This window comes from Bacillus paramobilis, assembly GCF_038096195.1.
Classification (GTDB): domain Bacteria; phylum Bacillota; class Bacilli; order Bacillales; family Bacillaceae_G; genus Bacillus_A; species Bacillus_A mobilis.
The window spans coordinates 1,341,699-1,358,702 of the sequence record NZ_CP151108.1 but is presented as its reverse complement, the minus strand read 5'-3'; the positions used below and the strand labels follow the sequence as shown (position 1 = coordinate 1,358,702).

General features: G+C 36.5%; 23 protein-coding genes. 3 read left to right on the top strand and 20 right to left on the bottom strand.

Features of this window, described 5'->3' with window-relative positions; all coding sequences use genetic code 11:
• Nucleotides 1-8 precede the first annotated feature (8 nt).
• The 6 genes from phnF to scpA form a co-directional block, all read right to left on the bottom strand.
• Complete coding sequence (phnF, locus tag AABL52_RS07190; protein WP_002194085.1) at nucleotides 9-740, bottom strand: phosphonate metabolism transcriptional regulator PhnF; 732 nt, start codon at nucleotides 738-740, stop codon at nucleotides 9-11.
• Nucleotides 670-1,458, bottom strand: a complete 789-nt coding sequence (gene nagB, locus AABL52_RS07185; protein WP_001024205.1) for a glucosamine-6-phosphate deaminase — start codon at nucleotides 1,456-1,458, stop codon at nucleotides 670-672. Before nagB ends, phnF begins: the two co-directional genes overlap by 71 nt.
• Before the next feature lie 4 nt (nucleotides 1,459-1,462).
• A complete protein-coding gene (gene nagA / locus AABL52_RS07180) occupies nucleotides 1,463-2,605 on the bottom strand; it encodes an N-acetylglucosamine-6-phosphate deacetylase (protein WP_002107769.1) in 1,143 nt (380 codons plus the stop codon).
• Nucleotides 2,606-2,813: 208 nt separating this feature from the next.
• Nucleotides 2,814-3,716, bottom strand: a complete 903-nt coding sequence (locus AABL52_RS07175) for a ComEC/Rec2 family competence protein (protein WP_341519107.1) — start codon at nucleotides 3,714-3,716, stop codon at nucleotides 2,814-2,816.
• A 78-nt stretch (nucleotides 3,717-3,794) separates the two neighbouring features.
• Entirely contained in the window at nucleotides 3,795-4,367 is a 573-nt protein-coding gene (scpB, locus tag AABL52_RS07170) for a segregation/condensation protein ScpB (protein ID WP_000373148.1), read from the bottom strand.
• 159 nt (nucleotides 4,368-4,526) lie between these two features.
• Entirely contained in the window at nucleotides 4,527-5,270 is a 744-nt protein-coding gene (scpA, locus tag AABL52_RS07165) for a segregation/condensation protein A (RefSeq protein WP_061679113.1), read from the bottom strand.
• 169 nt (nucleotides 5,271-5,439) lie between these two features.
• On the opposite strand from scpA, the gene AABL52_RS07160 reads away from it, so the two are divergent.
• Entirely contained in the window at nucleotides 5,440-5,535 is a 96-nt protein-coding gene (locus tag AABL52_RS07160; RefSeq protein WP_000510194.1) for a YjcZ family sporulation protein, read from the top strand.
• Between the two features lie 97 nt (nucleotides 5,536-5,632).
• The gene (locus tag AABL52_RS07155) at nucleotides 5,633-6,151 is read left to right on the top strand and encodes a DUF309 domain-containing protein (protein ID WP_097843863.1); all 519 of its coding nucleotides are present in this window, start codon (nucleotides 5,633-5,635) and stop codon (nucleotides 6,149-6,151) included.
• Between the two features lie 20 nt (nucleotides 6,152-6,171).
• Here the strand turns inward: AABL52_RS07155 and ribT are convergent, their stop codons facing one another.
• The 3 genes from ribT to AABL52_RS07140 form a co-directional block, all read right to left on the bottom strand.
• Complete coding sequence (gene ribT / locus AABL52_RS07150) at nucleotides 6,172-6,540, bottom strand: GNAT family N-acetyltransferase RibT (RefSeq protein ID WP_000908397.1); 369 nt, start codon at nucleotides 6,538-6,540, stop codon at nucleotides 6,172-6,174.
• A gap of 67 nt (nucleotides 6,541-6,607) precedes the next feature.
• Nucleotides 6,608-6,790 carry a hypothetical protein gene (locus AABL52_RS07145; RefSeq protein WP_002072932.1) on the bottom strand — a complete coding sequence of 61 codons (183 nt, stop codon included), beginning with the start codon at nucleotides 6,788-6,790 and terminating at the stop codon, nucleotides 6,608-6,610.
• A 223-nt stretch (nucleotides 6,791-7,013) separates the two neighbouring features.
• Nucleotides 7,014-7,451, bottom strand: a complete 438-nt coding sequence (locus tag AABL52_RS07140; protein ID WP_000853785.1) for a peptidylprolyl isomerase — start codon at nucleotides 7,449-7,451, stop codon at nucleotides 7,014-7,016.
• 187 nt (nucleotides 7,452-7,638) lie between these two features.
• On the opposite strand from AABL52_RS07140, the gene AABL52_RS07135 reads away from it, so the two are divergent.
• Nucleotides 7,639-8,505 (top strand): DUF1002 domain-containing protein, encoded by an 867-nt coding sequence (locus AABL52_RS07135; RefSeq protein ID WP_000850509.1) that lies wholly within the window; start codon nucleotides 7,639-7,641, stop codon nucleotides 8,503-8,505.
• A 30-nt stretch (nucleotides 8,506-8,535) separates the two neighbouring features.
• On the opposite strand, the gene AABL52_RS07130 is transcribed toward AABL52_RS07135, so the two are convergent.
• The 11 genes from AABL52_RS07130 to sigF all read right to left on the bottom strand — a co-directional run bounded on the left by AABL52_RS07130 (nucleotide 8,536) and on the right by sigF (nucleotide 16,993).
• Nucleotides 8,536-9,339 (bottom strand): Cof-type HAD-IIB family hydrolase, encoded by an 804-nt coding sequence (locus AABL52_RS07130; RefSeq protein ID WP_141524212.1) that lies wholly within the window; start codon nucleotides 9,337-9,339, stop codon nucleotides 8,536-8,538.
• A 96-nt stretch (nucleotides 9,340-9,435) separates the two neighbouring features.
• Complete coding sequence (spoVAF, locus tag AABL52_RS07125; RefSeq protein WP_341519106.1) at nucleotides 9,436-10,908, bottom strand: spore germination protein SpoVAF; 1,473 nt, start codon at nucleotides 10,906-10,908, stop codon at nucleotides 9,436-9,438.
• Nucleotides 10,895-11,464 carry a stage V sporulation protein AE gene (locus tag AABL52_RS07120; RefSeq protein WP_073516360.1) on the bottom strand — a complete coding sequence of 190 codons (570 nt, stop codon included), beginning with the start codon at nucleotides 11,462-11,464 and terminating at the stop codon, nucleotides 10,895-10,897. The genes spoVAF and AABL52_RS07120 overlap by 14 nt, the downstream gene beginning before the upstream one ends.
• A gap of 5 nt (nucleotides 11,465-11,469) precedes the next feature.
• Nucleotides 11,470-11,820, bottom strand: a complete 351-nt coding sequence (gene spoVAE, locus AABL52_RS07115) for a stage V sporulation protein AE (RefSeq protein ID WP_000345910.1) — start codon at nucleotides 11,818-11,820, stop codon at nucleotides 11,470-11,472.
• A gap of 3 nt (nucleotides 11,821-11,823) precedes the next feature.
• Nucleotides 11,824-12,840, bottom strand: coding sequence for a stage V sporulation protein AD (gene spoVAD, locus AABL52_RS07110; RefSeq protein ID WP_098258871.1), 1,017 nt, complete (start codon nucleotides 12,838-12,840; stop codon nucleotides 11,824-11,826).
• Nucleotides 12,841-12,853: 13 nt separating this feature from the next.
• The gene (gene spoVAC, locus AABL52_RS07105) at nucleotides 12,854-13,312 is read right to left on the bottom strand and encodes a stage V sporulation protein AC (protein ID WP_000147729.1); all 459 of its coding nucleotides are present in this window, start codon (nucleotides 13,310-13,312) and stop codon (nucleotides 12,854-12,856) included.
• Between the two features lie 14 nt (nucleotides 13,313-13,326).
• A complete protein-coding gene (spoVAB, locus tag AABL52_RS07100; RefSeq protein ID WP_097843866.1) occupies nucleotides 13,327-13,743 on the bottom strand; it encodes a stage V sporulation protein SpoVAB in 417 nt (138 codons plus the stop codon).
• On the bottom strand, nucleotides 13,736-14,332 hold the full coding sequence (gene spoVAA / locus AABL52_RS07095; protein ID WP_341519700.1) for a stage V sporulation protein SpoVAA: 597 nt from the start codon (nucleotides 14,330-14,332) through the stop codon (nucleotides 13,736-13,738). Before spoVAA ends, spoVAB begins: the two co-directional genes overlap by 8 nt.
• Before the next feature lie 140 nt (nucleotides 14,333-14,472).
• Nucleotides 14,473-14,571 carry a methionine/alanine import family NSS transporter small subunit gene (locus AABL52_RS07090; protein ID WP_000016829.1) on the bottom strand — a complete coding sequence of 33 codons (99 nt, stop codon included), beginning with the start codon at nucleotides 14,569-14,571 and terminating at the stop codon, nucleotides 14,473-14,475.
• Nucleotides 14,571-16,097: a sodium-dependent transporter gene (locus AABL52_RS07085; protein ID WP_341519105.1), complete on the bottom strand. Its 1,527-nt coding sequence runs from the start codon at nucleotides 16,095-16,097 to the stop codon at nucleotides 14,571-14,573. The genes AABL52_RS07090 and AABL52_RS07085 overlap by 1 nt, the downstream gene beginning before the upstream one ends.
• Before the next feature lie 137 nt (nucleotides 16,098-16,234).
• Entirely contained in the window at nucleotides 16,235-16,993 is a 759-nt protein-coding gene (gene sigF, locus AABL52_RS07080; RefSeq protein WP_000350733.1) for an RNA polymerase sporulation sigma factor SigF, read from the bottom strand.
• Between the last annotated feature and the right edge of the window lie 11 nt (nucleotides 16,994-17,004).

Sequence of the window (17,004 nt, the reverse complement as noted above, 5' to 3'; positions counted from 1 at the left end):
GAAATATACTATTTGTTACGTGCGATGTTTGTAATAAACTTATAACGATCCCCACGATAAATACATTTCACATACTCTAACGGAACTTCACCTTCTGAATATGACCATTGACGCATTACAAGCACTGGCGCCTTTTTAGGAATATGCAGATGTTCAGCTTCATTATCCGTTGCAATTGAAGCTTCAATTGATTGAGTAGCGCTAACAAGTTTAAAGCCCAGTTTTTTCTCTAAATGTTCATATAAAGATTGTTGCAATATTTCTTCGTTAATATCTTTTACAAGAGCTGGCGACAAATATGTCGTCTCAAAAGCAATCGGTTCATCATCAGCTAAGCGAATACGCCTCACTTCATAAACCGACTCTCCCTCCTGTATTCTCAACCGGTCTGCTATTTTCGCAGTAGCTGGAACTAGGCGGAAACTAAGTAATTGACTACTTGGGTTCATCCCACGAGAAATCATATCTTCTGTGAATCCCGTCATTCCTTGCAATTTTTGTTCCACTTTCGGAAGTTGGACAAACGTACCGATTCCACGTTTCCGATATAAATAACCTTGTTCCACTAAATTATTAATCGCCTGTCTGATTGTCATACGACTCACTTCGAACTTATCGCAAAGTTCATTCTCAGATGGGATTTTATCTCCCGGCTTCCATTCGCCGTCCTCAATTAGCTGTTTCACCCACTCTTGAATCTGATAATAGATCGGAAATGGTGAATACTTGTCGATGTTCATCAGCAATCGCCTCACTGCATAAAGATAGAGCTTCTTGATCAGCGATTACGGTTACATTCGGATGACGTTGTAAAACTGTAGCAGGACACGCTTCACTATATTCACCTTGCAATAATTCTTTAACAGCTTCTGCCTTTTTAGAACCCATAGCAACAAGTAGAATTTGTTTCGCTTTCATAATGCTTCCAATTCCCATTGTAATCGCATGAGTTGGCACATCTTCTTCTTTTTCGAAGAAGCGAAGGTTTGCTTGGCGTGTAGATTCTGTTAATTCAACAATGTTTGTTGGAGAATTAAACAGTGTTCCTGGTTCGTTAAATCCGATGTGACCGTTTTCACCGATTCCAAGAATCTGTAGGTCAACTGGGTTAGCAGCTAGAATGCCCTCGTAACGTTTGCACTCTTCCTCTAAATCACTTGCCATCCCGTTTGGTACATAAGTTTGTTTAAATGGAAGATGATCAAACAACTGTTCTTGCATAAAATAGTGATAGCTGTTTTTATCTTCATGTGGTAAATTTACGTACTCATCTAAGTTTACAGTGGTTACACGGCTTGTATCAAGTTTATTTTTTCGCATTTCTGCATAAATACCTAATGGAGAGCTTCCTGTAGCCATTCCTAATGTTGGATTTTCTTTTGTTTTTACAACTTCTTCAATTAATTTATAACCTGCTTCTGCTAGTTCTTCTGGAGTTTTTACAACAAGAATATTCATTTAATTACTTCCCTTCCTTCATATGAATTCCTAAACGAACCGTATCATATACATGTAAATCTTCATTCATCACAACAAAGTCTGCATCTTTTCCTACCGCTAATGCACCTTTATGATTTAATCCAAACTCTTCTGCTTGGTTAACTGATGTCATTAGTACTGCATCTTCGATCGAACAACCTGTAAATTCAATTACATTTCGGAAAGCTTGATCCATTTTTAGAATACTACCAGCTAACGTTCCATCTTCTAATCGAGCACTACCATCTTTTACATGTACTGGCTGTCCGCCAAGCTCATATAACCCATCTTCAAGACCTTTTGCACGCATTGCGTCAGTAATAACACTTACTTTTTTCGGTCCTTTTAATTTATATGCTAATTTCACCATATCAGGGTGAATGTGAATACCATCTGTAATTACTTCAACCATTACATCTGGATTTAATAACACATGACCAACAACTCCTGGTTCACGGTGATGTAATCCACGCATTTGATTGTATAAATGCGTTGCATGTGTAATGTTTCTATTTTTTAGTTGCGCATCAATTGCATCTGTATGTCCCATTGTGCCAACAACACCAGTTTCAGCAAGATACTGCTCAAACTCTAATGCCCCCTCTTCTTCAGGTGCATATGTTACTAATTTAATTAGATTCCCGCTTGCTTCCTGCCATTGTTTAAATTGTTCAATATTCGCAGGAACAATATGTTCAAGTGGTTGTGCACCTGCACGTTTTTTTGAAACATACGGTCCTTCTAAGTGAATATATTCGAAATGTGCTCCTTTTTCTTTCGCTTCCTTCGCAGCATGTAATGCTGCTTCGATTGCTTCTGGAGCTTGTGTCATTGTTGTTGGGAAGTAAGTTGTAACTCCTTCTTTTAACATTTCTTTACCTAGAGTTACTAATCCATCGCTATTTGCATCCATCGCATCAATATCGTATCCACCATGAATATGAACATCAATCATACCTGGAATCACAATTTTCCCTGCTGCATCTAAAACTGCTTCATTCTCTTGTGATACATATTGAGCCATCAAACCAATTTCTTTAATTGTTTCTGCGTAACGAATAAATCCGTTTTCCACTACTTCTTGACCTGTATAAATTTTGGCATTGATGACAACTTGCGTTTTCATTTTCATCGATCCTTTCCCATGAAATACCTACTTGTTATTATTACCTTATTCGCCTAATTCCATCTTAATATATGCACGAGTAGTTGTCTAGACATTCGAATGAAATTTCCTTTTTGTTTAACAAAAAGGACACTTATTGCATCTCTCGCAATTATAGTATATGTTATTCAGTTTTCCAAAAAGGGGGAATATCCTCGTATCCTATTACTCATTTAAGTAGTGGCATTAATCCACTAGTTCCTATTGTTATATGCTCCCCATCTGTTTCCATTTCTACCGTACGTTTATTTGTTCCATATATCATTATACCATGCTGTTTTAAGCGTCTCACTACACTTTGGTGCGGATGCCCATACGGATTTCTGCTCCCATATGAAAGAATTGCGATCTGTGGCTCTACTTTCTTTAGAAACATTTCACTTGTTGAAGTATATGAGCCATGATGTCCCACCTTTAACACATCTGCATGTACATCAAATTGCTTTAATATTTCAGTTTCCGTCCGCACATCAGCGTCACCCATTAGTAAAAAATCCGCTTTTCCGTACCGTACCTTTAACACAATTGAAGATTCATTATTTTCATCTTTTGATTTCCCATTGTTTAATACTTGTATGGAAACATGCGGATCTAGTGGTATGTATTGTCCCTCTTTTACTGAAACGAAAGGAATTCCTCTTTTTTTAATATGATTCCGGTATGTGTGATACGTAAAAGAACTATACGTTTTTCCACTATCTAATATAAGTGATACCGGCATTTGCTCTACAATCGGAATCAATCCCCCAATGTGATCCATATCAGGATGCGTACTGACGATAACATCTAAATGGTTAATCCCTTTTTCGATTAGTTTTTGAATAATAACCTCACCGGCTTCATAAGGTCCCCCATCAATTAACATCGTTTGTCCATTTGGCAATGTAATAAGTGTTGCATCACCTTGGCCAACTTTTAAAAAACTCACTTTCATTTTGCCAAAATGTTGCCGCTGCGTATGTAAAGGAGACGCGGTATGAATAGACATCATATATCTTTTGGCCGATGTACTATTTAAAGAAAAGCATAACAAAACAGAAATTAACAATAAAATACTTCGCATACTTCTCATAACTCGTCTCCTTTTTTCAATTAGTATGGCACGGTATATAATTGATATACAAAAAAAGCTTAGCAAAATGCTAAGCTTTTATTTCGATATCTCCTGTAAAGAACCAAAGAATAAATCTGCTTCATTCATTTGTTCATTCTCTTCAGAAAGTGCCGGTAAATCATCTAATGTTTTCAGTCCAAATGTATCCAAAAATTCTTTCGTTGTTCCATATAAAATGGGACGCCCTGGCCCTTCTGCTCTTCCCATTTCTTTTATAAGTAAGTGTGAAACTAACGTTTGTAACGCCTTATCAGTTTTTACGCCTCTAATCTCTTCCATTTCAGTCCTTGTAATCGGTTGACGATATGCCACAATCGCTAACGTTTCTAGAGCAGCCTGAGAGAGTGAAGCAGCTGTTGGGATATCTATTAATTTTTGATAGTACGAAGCATGTTCTTTCTTTGTAGCAAAACGATATACTTTTGCATACTGTACAATTTGCAAACCGCGGTGTGCACCTTCACATTCTTTTTGCATTTCTTCTAAAATATCGATTACTTCATTTCCTTCAATTTCAAGGACTTTCGCTATTTGTTCTGGATAAATTCCTTCATCACCAGACACAAATAAAAGCCCTTCAATGATTGATTTCTGTTCTGCTCTATCCATTTTACGAGCTCCTTCCTCCTATTTTCTCCATAAAAATACACATCAAAAAACCGAATCACACTTCATGCGTTCGGTTCAATATTTTTTCTCTTGTTCCAAACGATACATTCAAACCTAGCATGAGATATAACTATTTCTATCTCATTTACCATACTAACTCTATGCAGATTTAGTAGAGCTTGATACGAAAATTTCATCAAAATTATGTTCTTGTTCAATTATAATTTGTTGATTTTTCATAAGCTCAAGAACCGCTAAAAATGTTACAACCATTATTTCCCGTTCATCATCAACAAACAAATCATAAAAACTTTGACGACCACCTTGTATTTCTAACTGCTTTAAAATATCAGTCATGCGCTGTGAAATTGGTATCTCTTGACGAGTAATACGTGTTGTTACAGGTTTCTTTGCTTTTTTACGGCGCATTAATTTTTGAAATGCCGCTAGCATATCATATAACGTAACATCAAGAGGTAAGTTTGTCTCCTCTTCTTGTTGCAATGATGTAAAATCAATTGGCGGACGTGTATATAGCTGTGCTCTTTCTAGTTCTCTTTCTTTTAGTTCAGTAGCAACTTGCTTATATTTCTTATATTCAATTAACCTCTCCATCAATTCTTGACGAGGATCATCTATAAAGTCATCACCGTTATCAAGTACATCTTCTTCATGTTTCGGCAACAACATTTTACTTTTAATTTGTAATAAAGTCGCAGCCATTACTAAATACTCACTTGCAACATCTAATTGTAGTTCTTTCATCGTATGAACATAAGATAAATATTGCTCTGTAATTTCCGCTACAGGAATATTATATATGTCAATTTCATAACGATGTATTAAATGTAACAATAAATCTAAAGGCCCTTCAAAAGCCTCTACTTTAAAATTATACTGCACAAAGCATCCCACCACATTTTTTCTATAACAACATAAGTATAGAGCATACTCATGTTCTATCCAACCTTTTTAAGAAATTTAATTAAAAATAGACCGATGCCTATATCATCATGCCCATCGCTTCATATGATAACAGTGTAGTAAGAACAATGTAGGAGGTCAAAAAACTATGGGTCACGTTGATTGCGGTTTTAGCGGTGGGTTCGCATTACTTGTTGTATTGTTTATTTTACTGATTATTGTAGGGGCAGCTTGCTTCTGCTAATATGAACAATAACGGCTAGGGAAAATTCCCTAGTCGTTTATTGTTCATATTTCTATGATACACTTGTATTTATAACCGTTAAACAGGGGTGAAGAACATGTATCCTACCGAATACATACAATTTTTAATTCATTTTCACGGAGATTATGATTACTTTGAATGCCATGAAATACTAGAAGAATATTGGAAAGAAAAACCAAGAGGAGATCGTGATCATTATTTAGTTGGTCTCATTCAAATTGCAGTTTCTTTATACCATCAAAGACGCTCTAACTGGAATGGCGCAGAAAAGATGATGAAAAGCGCCATAACGATTTTAGAAAAAAACAGTGCACCTTTACTACGTTTAGGAATAAATGCCTCACAACTTCTATTCTTACTCAAGGATAGATTGCAATCTATACAGAAAGAAGAAAATTTCACACCGTTATTTTTACCATTATCAGATACAGCATTAGAAAAGCATTGCATGGAATTATGTCAGAAACAAAACCTCCCTTGGAAAGACGTGAATGCTTCTTCTAATGAATATATAGTACATAAGCACAGATTACGTGATCGAACAGAAGTCATTACTGAACGAAACGAACAATTACAAAAAAGAAAACAGAGATAATAAACTACTTATCTCTGCTTTCACGAATGTATATTTTGTTCAAGCCCTTTACACTTTTTGCAAAAACTTGCTGTCTGCTCATTTCCGCAAATTGTAAACTCAAGAAATTTGCTCTTTAACTCTTGTACCATCTTCGTCCCAATACCCATATGACGGTGAGATGGGTTCACACTCAAATGCTGAATTTCCAAAACTTGATTCTCTTTTTTTACAATCCCCATTATCCCAACAAAATCTTCGTTTTGTTTCCACAAATACAATTGCCAATCATCCTTTGCTTCATAATCTTTCATAGTCAATTGTAATGTTTTCACATCTTTTTCCGTTGGCATAAATGAAAGAAGCCCCATTGCAATCTTTTCATAACTTTTTTTAAAACGAATTAACATAACCCTTATCCCTTCTTACAAAAGTTACAAACTATTAATCCCCTCAACCACTCTTTTCATATCATATTCATTTTACAATATTTTCAACAGAGTGAGAAGGGCTTAAAACAACTTGATAATCATACAAAGCGAAAAGAAGAAAGTCAAATATATGTTTCAGTACTATTTTTTCTAAGTAGATAGAAGGTGAAACGTTGTTATATGAAAGCGAAAAGAAACATCCACCACTCATTATCACTTCAATATCCATCACCTGAGAGCAAATGAATTCTAGCGAAATGAATGTAATAAAAAATATTTATTAAAACATGTAACCTAATGTATTCTATGTAATTTGTTAAAATTTTGTTCTCATAAGCGCCATATTTTCACTACAATAACAGTACTACTTGTATCATGTACCGCAAACGAAATCCCCATTCCTATTAAAAAAAAAACAAAAAAGAGAGCCATAGCTCTCTTTTCCCATTAACTTATTCTTCCCAAACTTTAACTTCTTTCATTACATCGCCTTGACGCATGTTTAATACTGTTTCAATACCGCTTGTTGCTTTACCAAATACAGTATGTACACCATCTAAATGCGGTTGTGGCTCATGAACAACAAAGAATTGGCTACCGCCTGTGTTACGGCCAGCATGAGCCATAGAAAGTGATCCTACAAGGTGTCTATGAGGATTTCCATCAGTTTCACATGGGATAGAGTAACCTGGGCCACCTGCACCTGTTCCTGTTGGATCTCCACCTTGGCTTACGAAGCCAGGAATAACGCGGTGGAATGTCACACCATCATAAAATCCTTGCTCTGCTAGTTTTTTAAAGTTTTCTACTGTTTTTGGTGCCTCTTCTGGGAAAAATTCTAAATCGATTTTTTCACCATTTTCCATTAATATGTATCCTAAAGTTTTCATATGTATATGTCTCCTTTCAACTATCTCAGCACTATATTACCACATTCATGACTAGAAACAAAAAGAATCCGACAATCTACATACTTCTTTTTTGAAATGTGGAAAAAGCTAGGTGACAAATAAGAAATATATACTATAATAACTGTGTTGCCCGAAAATTTTAGAAAGAGAAAGGGAGCGATTTTTCGTGAAAACGAAATTACTAGCTCTGCTATTAGCTGTAACGGTATTTATGATGCCAACAGCTTCGTTTGCAGACATCATCGAAGGAGAATCAATTGTTACACTAGGAGAAAACTTGTCTGAACAACAAAAACAAGATCTGTTAAAAGAAATGAAAGCACCAAAAGATGCTACAATCATTACTGTGTCTAATGCGGAAGAACATAAATTTCTAGAAGGGATTGTTCCAAAAGCGCAAATTGGTACGAGAGCAATTTCCTCTTCTATGATTACATACACAAAGCCAGGATCTGGTCTCATTGTACGTTCAAAAAACATTAATTCGATAACAGATGCAATGTACACAAACGCACTTATTACAGCAGGTGTGAAAGATGCAGAAATTCAAATTACTGCACCATTTAAAGTTTCAGGAACTGCTGCTTTAACCGGTTTAATGAAAGCCTACGAAACAACATCGAACAAAGCAATTCCTGAGGAAGTAAAAAAAGTAGCCAATGAAGAAATGGTGCAAACAGCCCAGCTCGGCGATAAAATTGGTGAAGAAAAAGCAGTTCAACTTGTTGCAAAAATTAAAGAAGAAATTGCCAAAGAACAGCCAAAAACGACTGAAGATTTACGTTCATTAATAAAAAAAATTGCGGATCAACTTGGTATTACATTAACGGATGAACAGTTAGATAACTTAGTTGCGCTATTTGATAAAATGAAAAATCTTAATATCGATTGGAATCAAGTTGGCAGTCAGTTAAATAAAGCAAAAGAACACGTTTCTGCCTTTTTAGGATCTGAAGAAGGGCAAGGTTTCCTAGATAAAGTTAAAGATTTCTTCTCAAGTATCATTGATTTTGTTAAATCATTATTCAAGTAAAGAGAAGCTCGTCAGTGACGAGCTTCTTTTTTATACAAGTAACGGCAATTTCATAACAGCTTCTTCAACCGAACGAACAATATGATTTGCCTTCTCCTTCACATATGGATGAGCATGATGGAGAGTAAATGAATGCGGGGTTACTTCAAACATAGAAATATCATTGAAAGAATCTCCAATGCATGCAACTTCATTTGCTTCAATTTGTAAATGTTCCATTAATCGCCTTAAAGCACTTCCTTTATTTACTCCCCTTGGCATAATGTCAACATAGCGTTTACCAGACATAAAAACTTCTGCTTCGCTCTGAAATGTATCTCGTAACTCTTGATCTAATGCTGCAATTGTCTCTTCTTCCCCAAAAACAAACAATTTCGCAGGATGTACAGTCTTACCAAATTCCTCTTCTAATGCTTCTATCTCAGCAATATGCACGCCCATATACGTTTCAAAAGTGTGATGATGTTCATTCTTTCTTTTTGTATACCGTTGCTCATTTGCACAAACAATATCTGCTAGTCCCTTTTTCTGGATATATCGATATATTTCCTGGGCAATCCCATCTTCAAAACTTGATTCATGAAATATTTGTCCATCCGGCAGTAACATCGTCGCTCCATTTAAACTCGTTGTGTAATACGGGAATGCAAACCTATTGACAACTTCATCAATTCGATGAGTAAAGCGGCCAGAGGCAAAACAAATATTTGTCCCTTTTTCAGCTAACCAACAAAGTGCACGTTCATCTTCTTTTTGCATATGATTCACATTGTAAACGAGCGTATCATCTAAATCACTTACAAATAATTTAATCATGTCCTCTTCCCCTTCCATACACAATATCTACTCTAAGTGTACACAAAAAATGTTTGATTTTTGTTAAAAAACAATAAATTTTTGCTAAAAAAATAAACGGGTGTATAATCCCGTTTATTTTTGTCTTTTTACATTTTGAGGTCTTACAATACTTGGTCGTACTTTTAAACTAGACATCGTCGGGCGAAGTAGAATTTTTGTTAATGCACCCCAATCAAATGGTAAAAACGGCCATAAATAAGGCGTTTGTAAACTTTTTATAGACGTTAAAAATAAAATCAATATCGTCATACCAATTACAAATCCCATCTCATGGAAGAGACCTGTTAAAATAATAACAAACAATTTTCCAACTTTATTTCCTAATCCTAATTCATAACTCGGTGTTGCATATGCACCGATCATAGAAACTGCTACATACAAAATAACTTCTGGTACAAACAAACCTACATCGATTGCTATTTGACCAATTAATATGGCGGAAATTAACCCTGCAGCAGAAGATAACGGCGTTGGCGTATGAATGGCTGCCATCCTTAAAAACTCAAGTCCGATTTCGGCCATCAACACCTGTAATAGAATTGGTAAATGTGTCATCTTAGTCGGTCCAATGAAAGCAAGGTTTTCTGGTAAAAGAGTTGGATCAAATACAAACACTAACCAAAATGGTAGTAAAAATAAGGAGAATAAGACACCTAAAAAGCGTACCCAACGTAAAAATGTACCGACAGCTGGATTTTGTCTAAACTCTTCCGCATGCTGTAAATGGTGGAAATATGTTGTTGGAGTAATCATAGCACTCGGTGATGTATCAACTAGTACTAACACATGTCCTTCTAATAAATGATTCGCCGCTACATCCGGTCTTTCTGTATACCGAATAAGTGGGAATGGATTATAGCTTTGCTTTACAACAAATTCTTCCACTGTTTTATCCGCCATCGTAATTCCATCGACATCGATGTTATTTAATTCTTGTTTTATAATCTTAACTAAATCCGGATTTGCAACATCTTGTACATATGTAATACAAATATCCGTTTGCGATCTATCTCCTACTCTAATCATTTCATTTCGAAGACGCGGGTCACGTATCCTTCTACGGATTAACGCTGTATTTACAACGATATTTTCAACAAATCCATCCCTTGCACCACGTACTACCTTTTCTGTATCTGGTTCTGTCGGCGTCCGGCCCGGATAACTACGAACATCTATTGCGAACGCTTCCGTTTCACCTTCCACAAATATAATGATGAGTCCTGATAATACTTGGAGCATTACCTCGTCCATCGTTTTCACTTTACTTACTTGTTGATGAATTAAACGATTTTCTAAAAGCTTCACTGTATCTTCTTCTACATCCCTTATTTCATTTGTATCTACCGCTTCTTCTAAAATAGGGATAATATAATTCGTATCACAAAGTCCATTTACAAACAACACACCAATTTCTTTATTTAAAATTTGAAATTTACGTATGCCAACATCATATGTAACCCCTAGTCCAACTGTTTGCTTTAAATAATTTTCATTATCACTCAAAAAAGATGAAATAGGGATATTCACTTTTTTAGGCTTCGTCATAAAATCCACTCCTTTCCAAAATTAATTGAATTGCTTTTTTAGTAATTGGTGATCCTCTCTCCCATTCGTCATTGCCACACATCTTACCAATATCACCAACTCCCACAATGACAGGAACATTCAGATCATCTAAACAATAAATTGTATCGCCGCTAATTCTGCCAATTTCACCATCTGGAAGTCCAAATTTATCAACACCGTATTCGGTTAAATTCCCGTTTCGATCTACACTTACATCTACACGTGCCCATTCCCAATGATGTGTATTAGACGCTACTGCCAAAATCCCCAGTACATCAATTTGTTTATGTGTGGCTACATATTTTAAAGCCTTTTCACCAGATCCTTCTCCAATAAATCCACTGTCATCAAACATGACAAATACAGGGTCATATGGCGTTTGCATAATAAGCTCAACAACTTTCTTCCCTGTCAATTTGGTTGGATTACTTTGTGATGCTGAAATACACCTTCCCCCAAATTCCTTCGTTAAAAGCTCAATTGCTCGCTTTGCATATTCATCTCCATCTGTGACCAAAACAACCCTTCGTCTCATTTGATTTATCCTTTCGGTTTACATATAAGTGCTACAAAAAATGAAAATAATATCGCTGCAGAAATGCCTGCAGACGTTAAACTAAACATACCCATACCAATCCCTATATATCCGTGTTTTTCTGCCGCATGCATTGCCCCGTGTAATAGGGAATGTCCAAAACTTGTAATAGGAACTGTCGCCCCAGCACCAGCAAACTTTATAAGCTTATCGTACAATCCGAATCCATCTAAAACTGCCCCTAGTACTACAAAGGTAGCCATTAAATGAGCTGGTGTTAACTTTGCGAAATCTAACAATACTTGTCCAATTACACAAATAGCGCCTCCTACAAGAAATGCATATATAAAATCCACAATTCACTCTCCCTTCACTCTCTCAAATACAACACCATGTGCAATTGTTGGAATGGTTTCTTTCTGCTGCATCATCATCGGACTTAATAACGCACCAGTAGCAACGACAAAAATTCGTTGTAAATTCCCTTTTTGCATCTCGCTTAATAAATGACCATATGTGACAACAGCCGAACAAGCACAGCCACTACCACCTGCAAATACTTCTTCTTGACCAGAATCATAGATCATTAATCCGCAATCATTATATATATGCCCAATATCATAACCTTCTTCCAGTAAAAGCTGTTTCGCAATTGGTGTCCCAACAGCTGATAAATCACCGGTAACAATCAAATCATAATCTGCTGCGCTTCTCTTCAAATCTTCAAAATGTTGTTGAATTGTATGAGCAGCAGCCGGCGCCATCGCCGATCCCATATCTAAAGGATTCGCAATTCCTAAATCTTGCACTTTTCCAATCGTAGCTGCCGTAATTTTAATGGCACTTTTTTCTTTACTAATTAATATGGATCCAGCACCTGTAACAGTGGAGTTTGCCGTTCCTGGTTTTTGTCCCCCATACTCTGTTGGATAACGAAACTGTCTTTCAGCCGTTGCATTATGACTACTTACCGTCGCTAAAACACGATTTGCGAATCCACCGTCTATAAAGGCTGAACCAACTGCTAAAGTCTCCATCGAGGTCGCACAAGCGCTAAACATCCCTAAAAAGGGAATTCCCCACTTACGCGCAACATAATTGGCTGTCACTGTTTGATTTAATAAATCACCCGCTAAAAAGAAATCAATTTGTGATGTTTTTACATTTCCCTTTTGCACAACTTGCTGAATTGAATCTGACATTAATCTTCGTTCCGCAAGTTCCCAGTTTTCCTCTCCGCAATGTAAATCATCGTATGAAATATCAAAATCCTTTCCAAGAGGGCCTTCAGCTTCTTTCGGACCGACAGCAGTACCGGTTGCATTCACATAAATATCATTTTGAAATACCCACGTTTGTTTTCCAGTCAACCTCATACTAGCCCCTCCTTTAAGACATTAAAATGTTAAATGTATATCTTATTAACCCAATAATGTATGCCCCAACGACCCCAAAAACGATAACACTTCCCGCCAGCTTAAACATATTTGTAGCAACCCCAAGCACAATTCCTTCACTCTTATGTTCTAGCGCAGCGCTCGCCATAGAATTCGCAAATCCCGTAACAGGTACTGCCGATCCCGCTCCAGCAAATTGACCGATTTTATCATATACACCACAACCTGTTAAAATCGCCGATAACAATACAAGCGTTGCAACTGTCGGATTTCCTGCCTCTTGTTCACTGAAATGAAAATAATGTATATAAAATTTCATCAATACTTCTCCGACAGTACAAATGAGTCCACCTACAAGAAATGCCTTAACACAATTTATGAAATAATTTGGTTTCGGATGGTACTCCTTCACCTTATTTATGTAATCATCCTTTAGTTTTCGCCCTGTCATTTATATATTGCCTCCTACTTTACGAAATAAATCCAGTGAAACAACGAGCCTATTACTTTCCCAAGTACAAGAGCAACGAGTAAAACAACAATTTTCCCTTCTACCCCTACCCGTTTCGCTAAAATAGGTAAAACATTTAACACTTCTGTTAATGCGGCTGCAAGCATTCCAACGAATGTGCCACAAAATATACCTAATATAACAAGCCAGTATTGCGATGTTTGAAATGTAATGTTTTTCAAGCTACACCAAGCCCCTGTTAACGTACCTGCAATAACTGCCCACTCAAAATATTGAATGTGCTTTCCACTTCTCGTTAATTGAGCTAGACGAGGGATTATACCAAGTACAGCTAAAAATGCGACATACCCGCTACCTACTGCAATACCTCCCGCTAAACCAATTAAAATAACAAGACCAAACTCAATCATCGGCAAGTTGTTTCATATTGTCCTTGTTTTCATGAACAATTACATATTGGTCAAGTGACTGCTGATATTGGAACATCTCTACTTCTAACGGACTCGGCTCTTCATTAATTCGCTTTTGAAATACATGATTAAAAAATAAGACCATACCTAACCCAAGACCTAATGAATAAGGAATTTGAAATAAAAGTGGTTGCGCCTTAAATTCTCCCGTAATCATGTAATATAACCGTTGATGCACTTGTTGCATGCTCACATCTTCATGGAAATAAATGATGGCAAGGGCCGCTCCAATGAAAAGTAACAACCATACTAGCCCGAAGAAAATTGGATGTACTTTCTTTTTTTCATATATAATTTCAACAAGAGTTTGTCCAGAACCGAGTAAATTAATTTGTATATGAGCCGCTTTTTGCCTAATAATCTCAATAATTTTCATCACATCAATTACGACATGCGTCTTATCATGCGCTGTTATTTTGTAAACTACCTCATCTTGTAACGACTGAACTACCAGAGCATCTCCCGCAAGTTGAGCAACATCACCCAGTTTCACTTCATATGTAGGCGAAACTTTTAATCGATTACGCATTTTAATATAAATTGTTTGTTCCAATTTCCATTCACCTCTTCACTCTTCCTCGTAGTTGTAGTATGGTTATTGAATTTTTTTCTAATACAATTTTTTCATAAAAAAACATCTGTACCGTTTCGGTACAGATGTTTTTTAGTTTATGCCTTTTTCTTAAATAAATTTGCAATACTTAATGCGAGTCCTCCCCAAATGACTACCATACCAATAACCATCATCATAATCGCTGATCCGCTCATTATGAAACACCCCGATCTTTCCATTCTTTTTCAAGCTTAGCAGAATCTGAATGTATTTGTGCATTCCATTTCTTTATACTAATGATTAGTGCAACGATAAGGAACGCTGCTGCAATTGACCAACCATATGTTACGACAAACTCCGTTGGATAATCTCCGTAGTTCTTTTTAATATTTTGGATTGTACCATCAATTAACATGTACCCTAGCATAAGCGGGGTAATAACGAGTAAACTCACTCTCCAAAATGTCCCTAACTTAATATCAGATACGAAATTTGCGTGATTTTGATAAACTGGTAAACGGCGTAAAATGAGTCCTATCGTAACTACTTCTGCTAATGCAATTGAAATTAATCCGAAGTTATTAGCGAAATAATCAACAACATCTAGGAACATAAGCCCGCCACGTGTTGCAAAAACAAGAGAAACTAGTACGAGAAGCGTCCCCATAATTCCAATTGTTTTTTGGCGGCTTAAGCTGAACTTTTCAGATACGGCCGCAAAACATACTTCCGCAAGCGAAATGAGAGATGTAATTCCGGCAACCGTTAATGATAAGAAAAATAATACGCCAAATAACGGTGACATCGGTAATTCATTAATAATTTGCGGGAATACTACGAATGCAAGTCCTACACCAGCACTTGCTACTTTATCAACTGGTACTCCCATATTGTTTGCCATAAATCCAAGAGCTGCAAAGACTCCAATTCCTGCTAACAATTCAAATCCTGAGTTTGCAAAACCAGTAATAAAGGCATTATTTGTTGTATCTGAGTTTTTCGGTAAATAACTAGAATACGTAATCATAATTCCAAATGCTAAAGATAAGCTAAAGAAAATTTGACCATAAGCAGCAAGCCATACCTTTCCATCAAAAATACGACTCCAATCTGGTTTGAAGAATGCATCTAATCCTTGCATCGCACCCTCCATCGTCACTGCACGAACTACGATAATAAGGAACATAACAACTAGTAAAGGGATGAAAATGCGATTAACCACTTCAATTCCTTTTTTAACTCCTTTGAATGCAACACCAAGCACAATAATCCAAACGAGAGCTAATGGAATTAATACTTCCGGCACAAGCCCCCCAAACTGCCCTGGCTTATCTGCAACATGTAAGTACTCTTTAAATAAAAATGATTGCGTGTCTTTCCCCCATGCTCCAGTAATTGCAAAGTACGTATATGAAATAGACCAAGCAATAATTACTGCATAATATGTTGAAACGATAAACGTTACACACATTTGCCACCATCCAATGAATTCAGCACGCGGATGAATACGGAAGAACGTAAGTGGCGCTGAACCACGGTGACGATGCCCAAGAGCAAATTCAAACGCCAATAATGAAATACCAGTCGTTAATAATGCGAATAAGTACGGTAAAAAGAATGCGCCTCCTCCATTTTCATACGCTGTATAAGGAAAACGCCATATGTTTCCTAATCCAACGGCAGAGCCGACCGCTGCGAAAATAAATCCAGCCCTCGTTCCCCATTGTTGCCTCGTTTCCATATTTCCTTCCCCCTTTGTGACAAGTTCATACTTGGATTATATTTTAAATTTACTAAATTATCAATAAATTCTGTTAATTTTTACGAAAGTTTACAATCCCTACTAAATTAAAGTCATAAAAAAAATCGAATAGATAGCTACTCATCTATTCGATCTTTCATCTGTTTTAATATTTTCTTTTCAAGTCTTGAAACTTGTACTTGCGAAATACCTATGCGCTCCGCTACTTCTGATTGGGTTTGGTCTTTATAGTAGCGTAAATATACAATTAAACGTTCTCGATCATCTAATTCTCTAATTGCTTCTTTTAAAGCAATTTTATCAAACCATTTCGTTTCAGATTGATCAGCAATTTGATCTAAAATAGTGATTGGATCTCCATCGTTTTCATACACCGTTTCATGTATAGATGAAGGAGCACGACTCGCTTCTTGCGCCAGAACCACTTCTTCTGGCGTTAGTTCTAACGCTTCGGCTACTTCGTTAATCGTTGGTGCCCTTCCGAATTCTTTCGAAAGCTCGTCTCTCATCTTTCGAATTTTATTTCCTGTTTCTTTTAAAGATCTACTTACTTTCACTGATCCATCATCACGTAAAAATCGTTGTATTTCTCCAATAATCATTGGAACTGCATATGTTGAAAATTTCACGTCGAAAGATAAATCAAATTTATCTACCGATTTTAAGAGCCCAATACATCCAATTTGAAATAAATCGTCTGGTTCGTATCCTCGATTAAGAAAACGCTGCACAACCGACCATACGAGACGCATATTACTTTGAACGATTGTATCTCTCGCTTGTTGATCTCCATCTTGACTTTGTTGAATTAACGCTTTTAGCTCGTGGTCCTTTAACTGAGGTTTCTTCTTCTCATTTTTGACCTCTATGTCCATAGGCTATTCTC

What these genes read in the sequence shown, in the direction of transcription:
- AABL52_RS07090 (WP_000016829.1), bottom strand. Translation starts at nt 14,571, where the DNA reads ATGAGCGGATCAGCGATTATGATGATGGTTATTGGTATGGTAGTCATT.
- phnF (WP_002194085.1), bottom strand. Translation starts at nt 740, where the DNA reads ATGAACATCGACAAGTATTCACCATTTCCGATCTATTATCAGATTCAA.
- AABL52_RS07155 (WP_097843863.1), top strand. Translation starts at nt 5,633, where the DNA reads ATGTATCCTACCGAATACATACAATTTTTAATTCATTTTCACGGAGAT.
- nagA (WP_002107769.1), bottom strand. Translation starts at nt 2,605, where the DNA reads ATGAAAACGCAAGTTGTCATCAATGCCAAAATTTATACAGGTCAAGAA.
- spoVAC (WP_000147729.1), bottom strand. Translation starts at nt 13,312, where the DNA reads ATGACAGGGCGAAAACTAAAGGATGATTACATAAATAAGGTGAAGGAG.
- spoVAA (WP_341519700.1), bottom strand. Translation starts at nt 14,332, where the DNA reads ATGCGTAATCGATTAAAAGTTTCGCCTACATATGAAGTGAAACTGGGT.
- AABL52_RS07160 (WP_000510194.1), top strand. Translation starts at nt 5,440, where the DNA reads ATGGGTCACGTTGATTGCGGTTTTAGCGGTGGGTTCGCATTACTTGTT.
- spoVAB (WP_097843866.1), bottom strand. Translation starts at nt 13,743, where the DNA reads ATGATTGAGTTTGGTCTTGTTATTTTAATTGGTTTAGCGGGAGGTATT.
- AABL52_RS07130 (WP_141524212.1), bottom strand. Translation starts at nt 9,339, where the DNA reads ATGGAAGGGGAAGAGGACATGATTAAATTATTTGTAAGTGATTTAGAT.
- sigF (WP_000350733.1), bottom strand. Translation starts at nt 16,993, where the DNA reads ATGGACATAGAGGTCAAAAATGAGAAGAAGAAACCTCAGTTAAAGGAC.
- AABL52_RS07085 (WP_341519105.1), bottom strand. Translation starts at nt 16,097, where the DNA reads ATGGAAACGAGGCAACAATGGGGAACGAGGGCTGGATTTATTTTCGCA.
- AABL52_RS07120 (WP_073516360.1), bottom strand. Translation starts at nt 11,464, where the DNA reads ATGAGACGAAGGGTTGTTTTGGTCACAGATGGAGATGAATATGCAAAG.
- scpB (WP_000373148.1), bottom strand. Translation starts at nt 4,367, where the DNA reads ATGGATAGAGCAGAACAGAAATCAATCATTGAAGGGCTTTTATTTGTG.
- AABL52_RS07175 (WP_341519107.1), bottom strand. Translation starts at nt 3,716, where the DNA reads ATGAGAAGTATGCGAAGTATTTTATTGTTAATTTCTGTTTTGTTATGC.
- spoVAF (WP_341519106.1), bottom strand. Translation starts at nt 10,908, where the DNA reads ATGACGAAGCCTAAAAAAGTGAATATCCCTATTTCATCTTTTTTGAGT.
- nagB (WP_001024205.1), bottom strand. Translation starts at nt 1,458, where the DNA reads ATGAATATTCTTGTTGTAAAAACTCCAGAAGAACTAGCAGAAGCAGGT.
- ribT (WP_000908397.1), bottom strand. Translation starts at nt 6,540, where the DNA reads ATGTTAATTCGTTTTAAAAAAAGTTATGAAAAGATTGCAATGGGGCTT.
- spoVAD (WP_098258871.1), bottom strand. Translation starts at nt 12,840, where the DNA reads ATGAGGTTGACTGGAAAACAAACGTGGGTATTTCAAAATGATATTTAT.
- AABL52_RS07145 (WP_002072932.1), bottom strand. Translation starts at nt 6,790, where the DNA reads ATGGATATTGAAGTGATAATGAGTGGTGGATGTTTCTTTTCGCTTTCA.
- AABL52_RS07140 (WP_000853785.1), bottom strand. Translation starts at nt 7,451, where the DNA reads ATGAAAACTTTAGGATACATATTAATGGAAAATGGTGAAAAAATCGAT.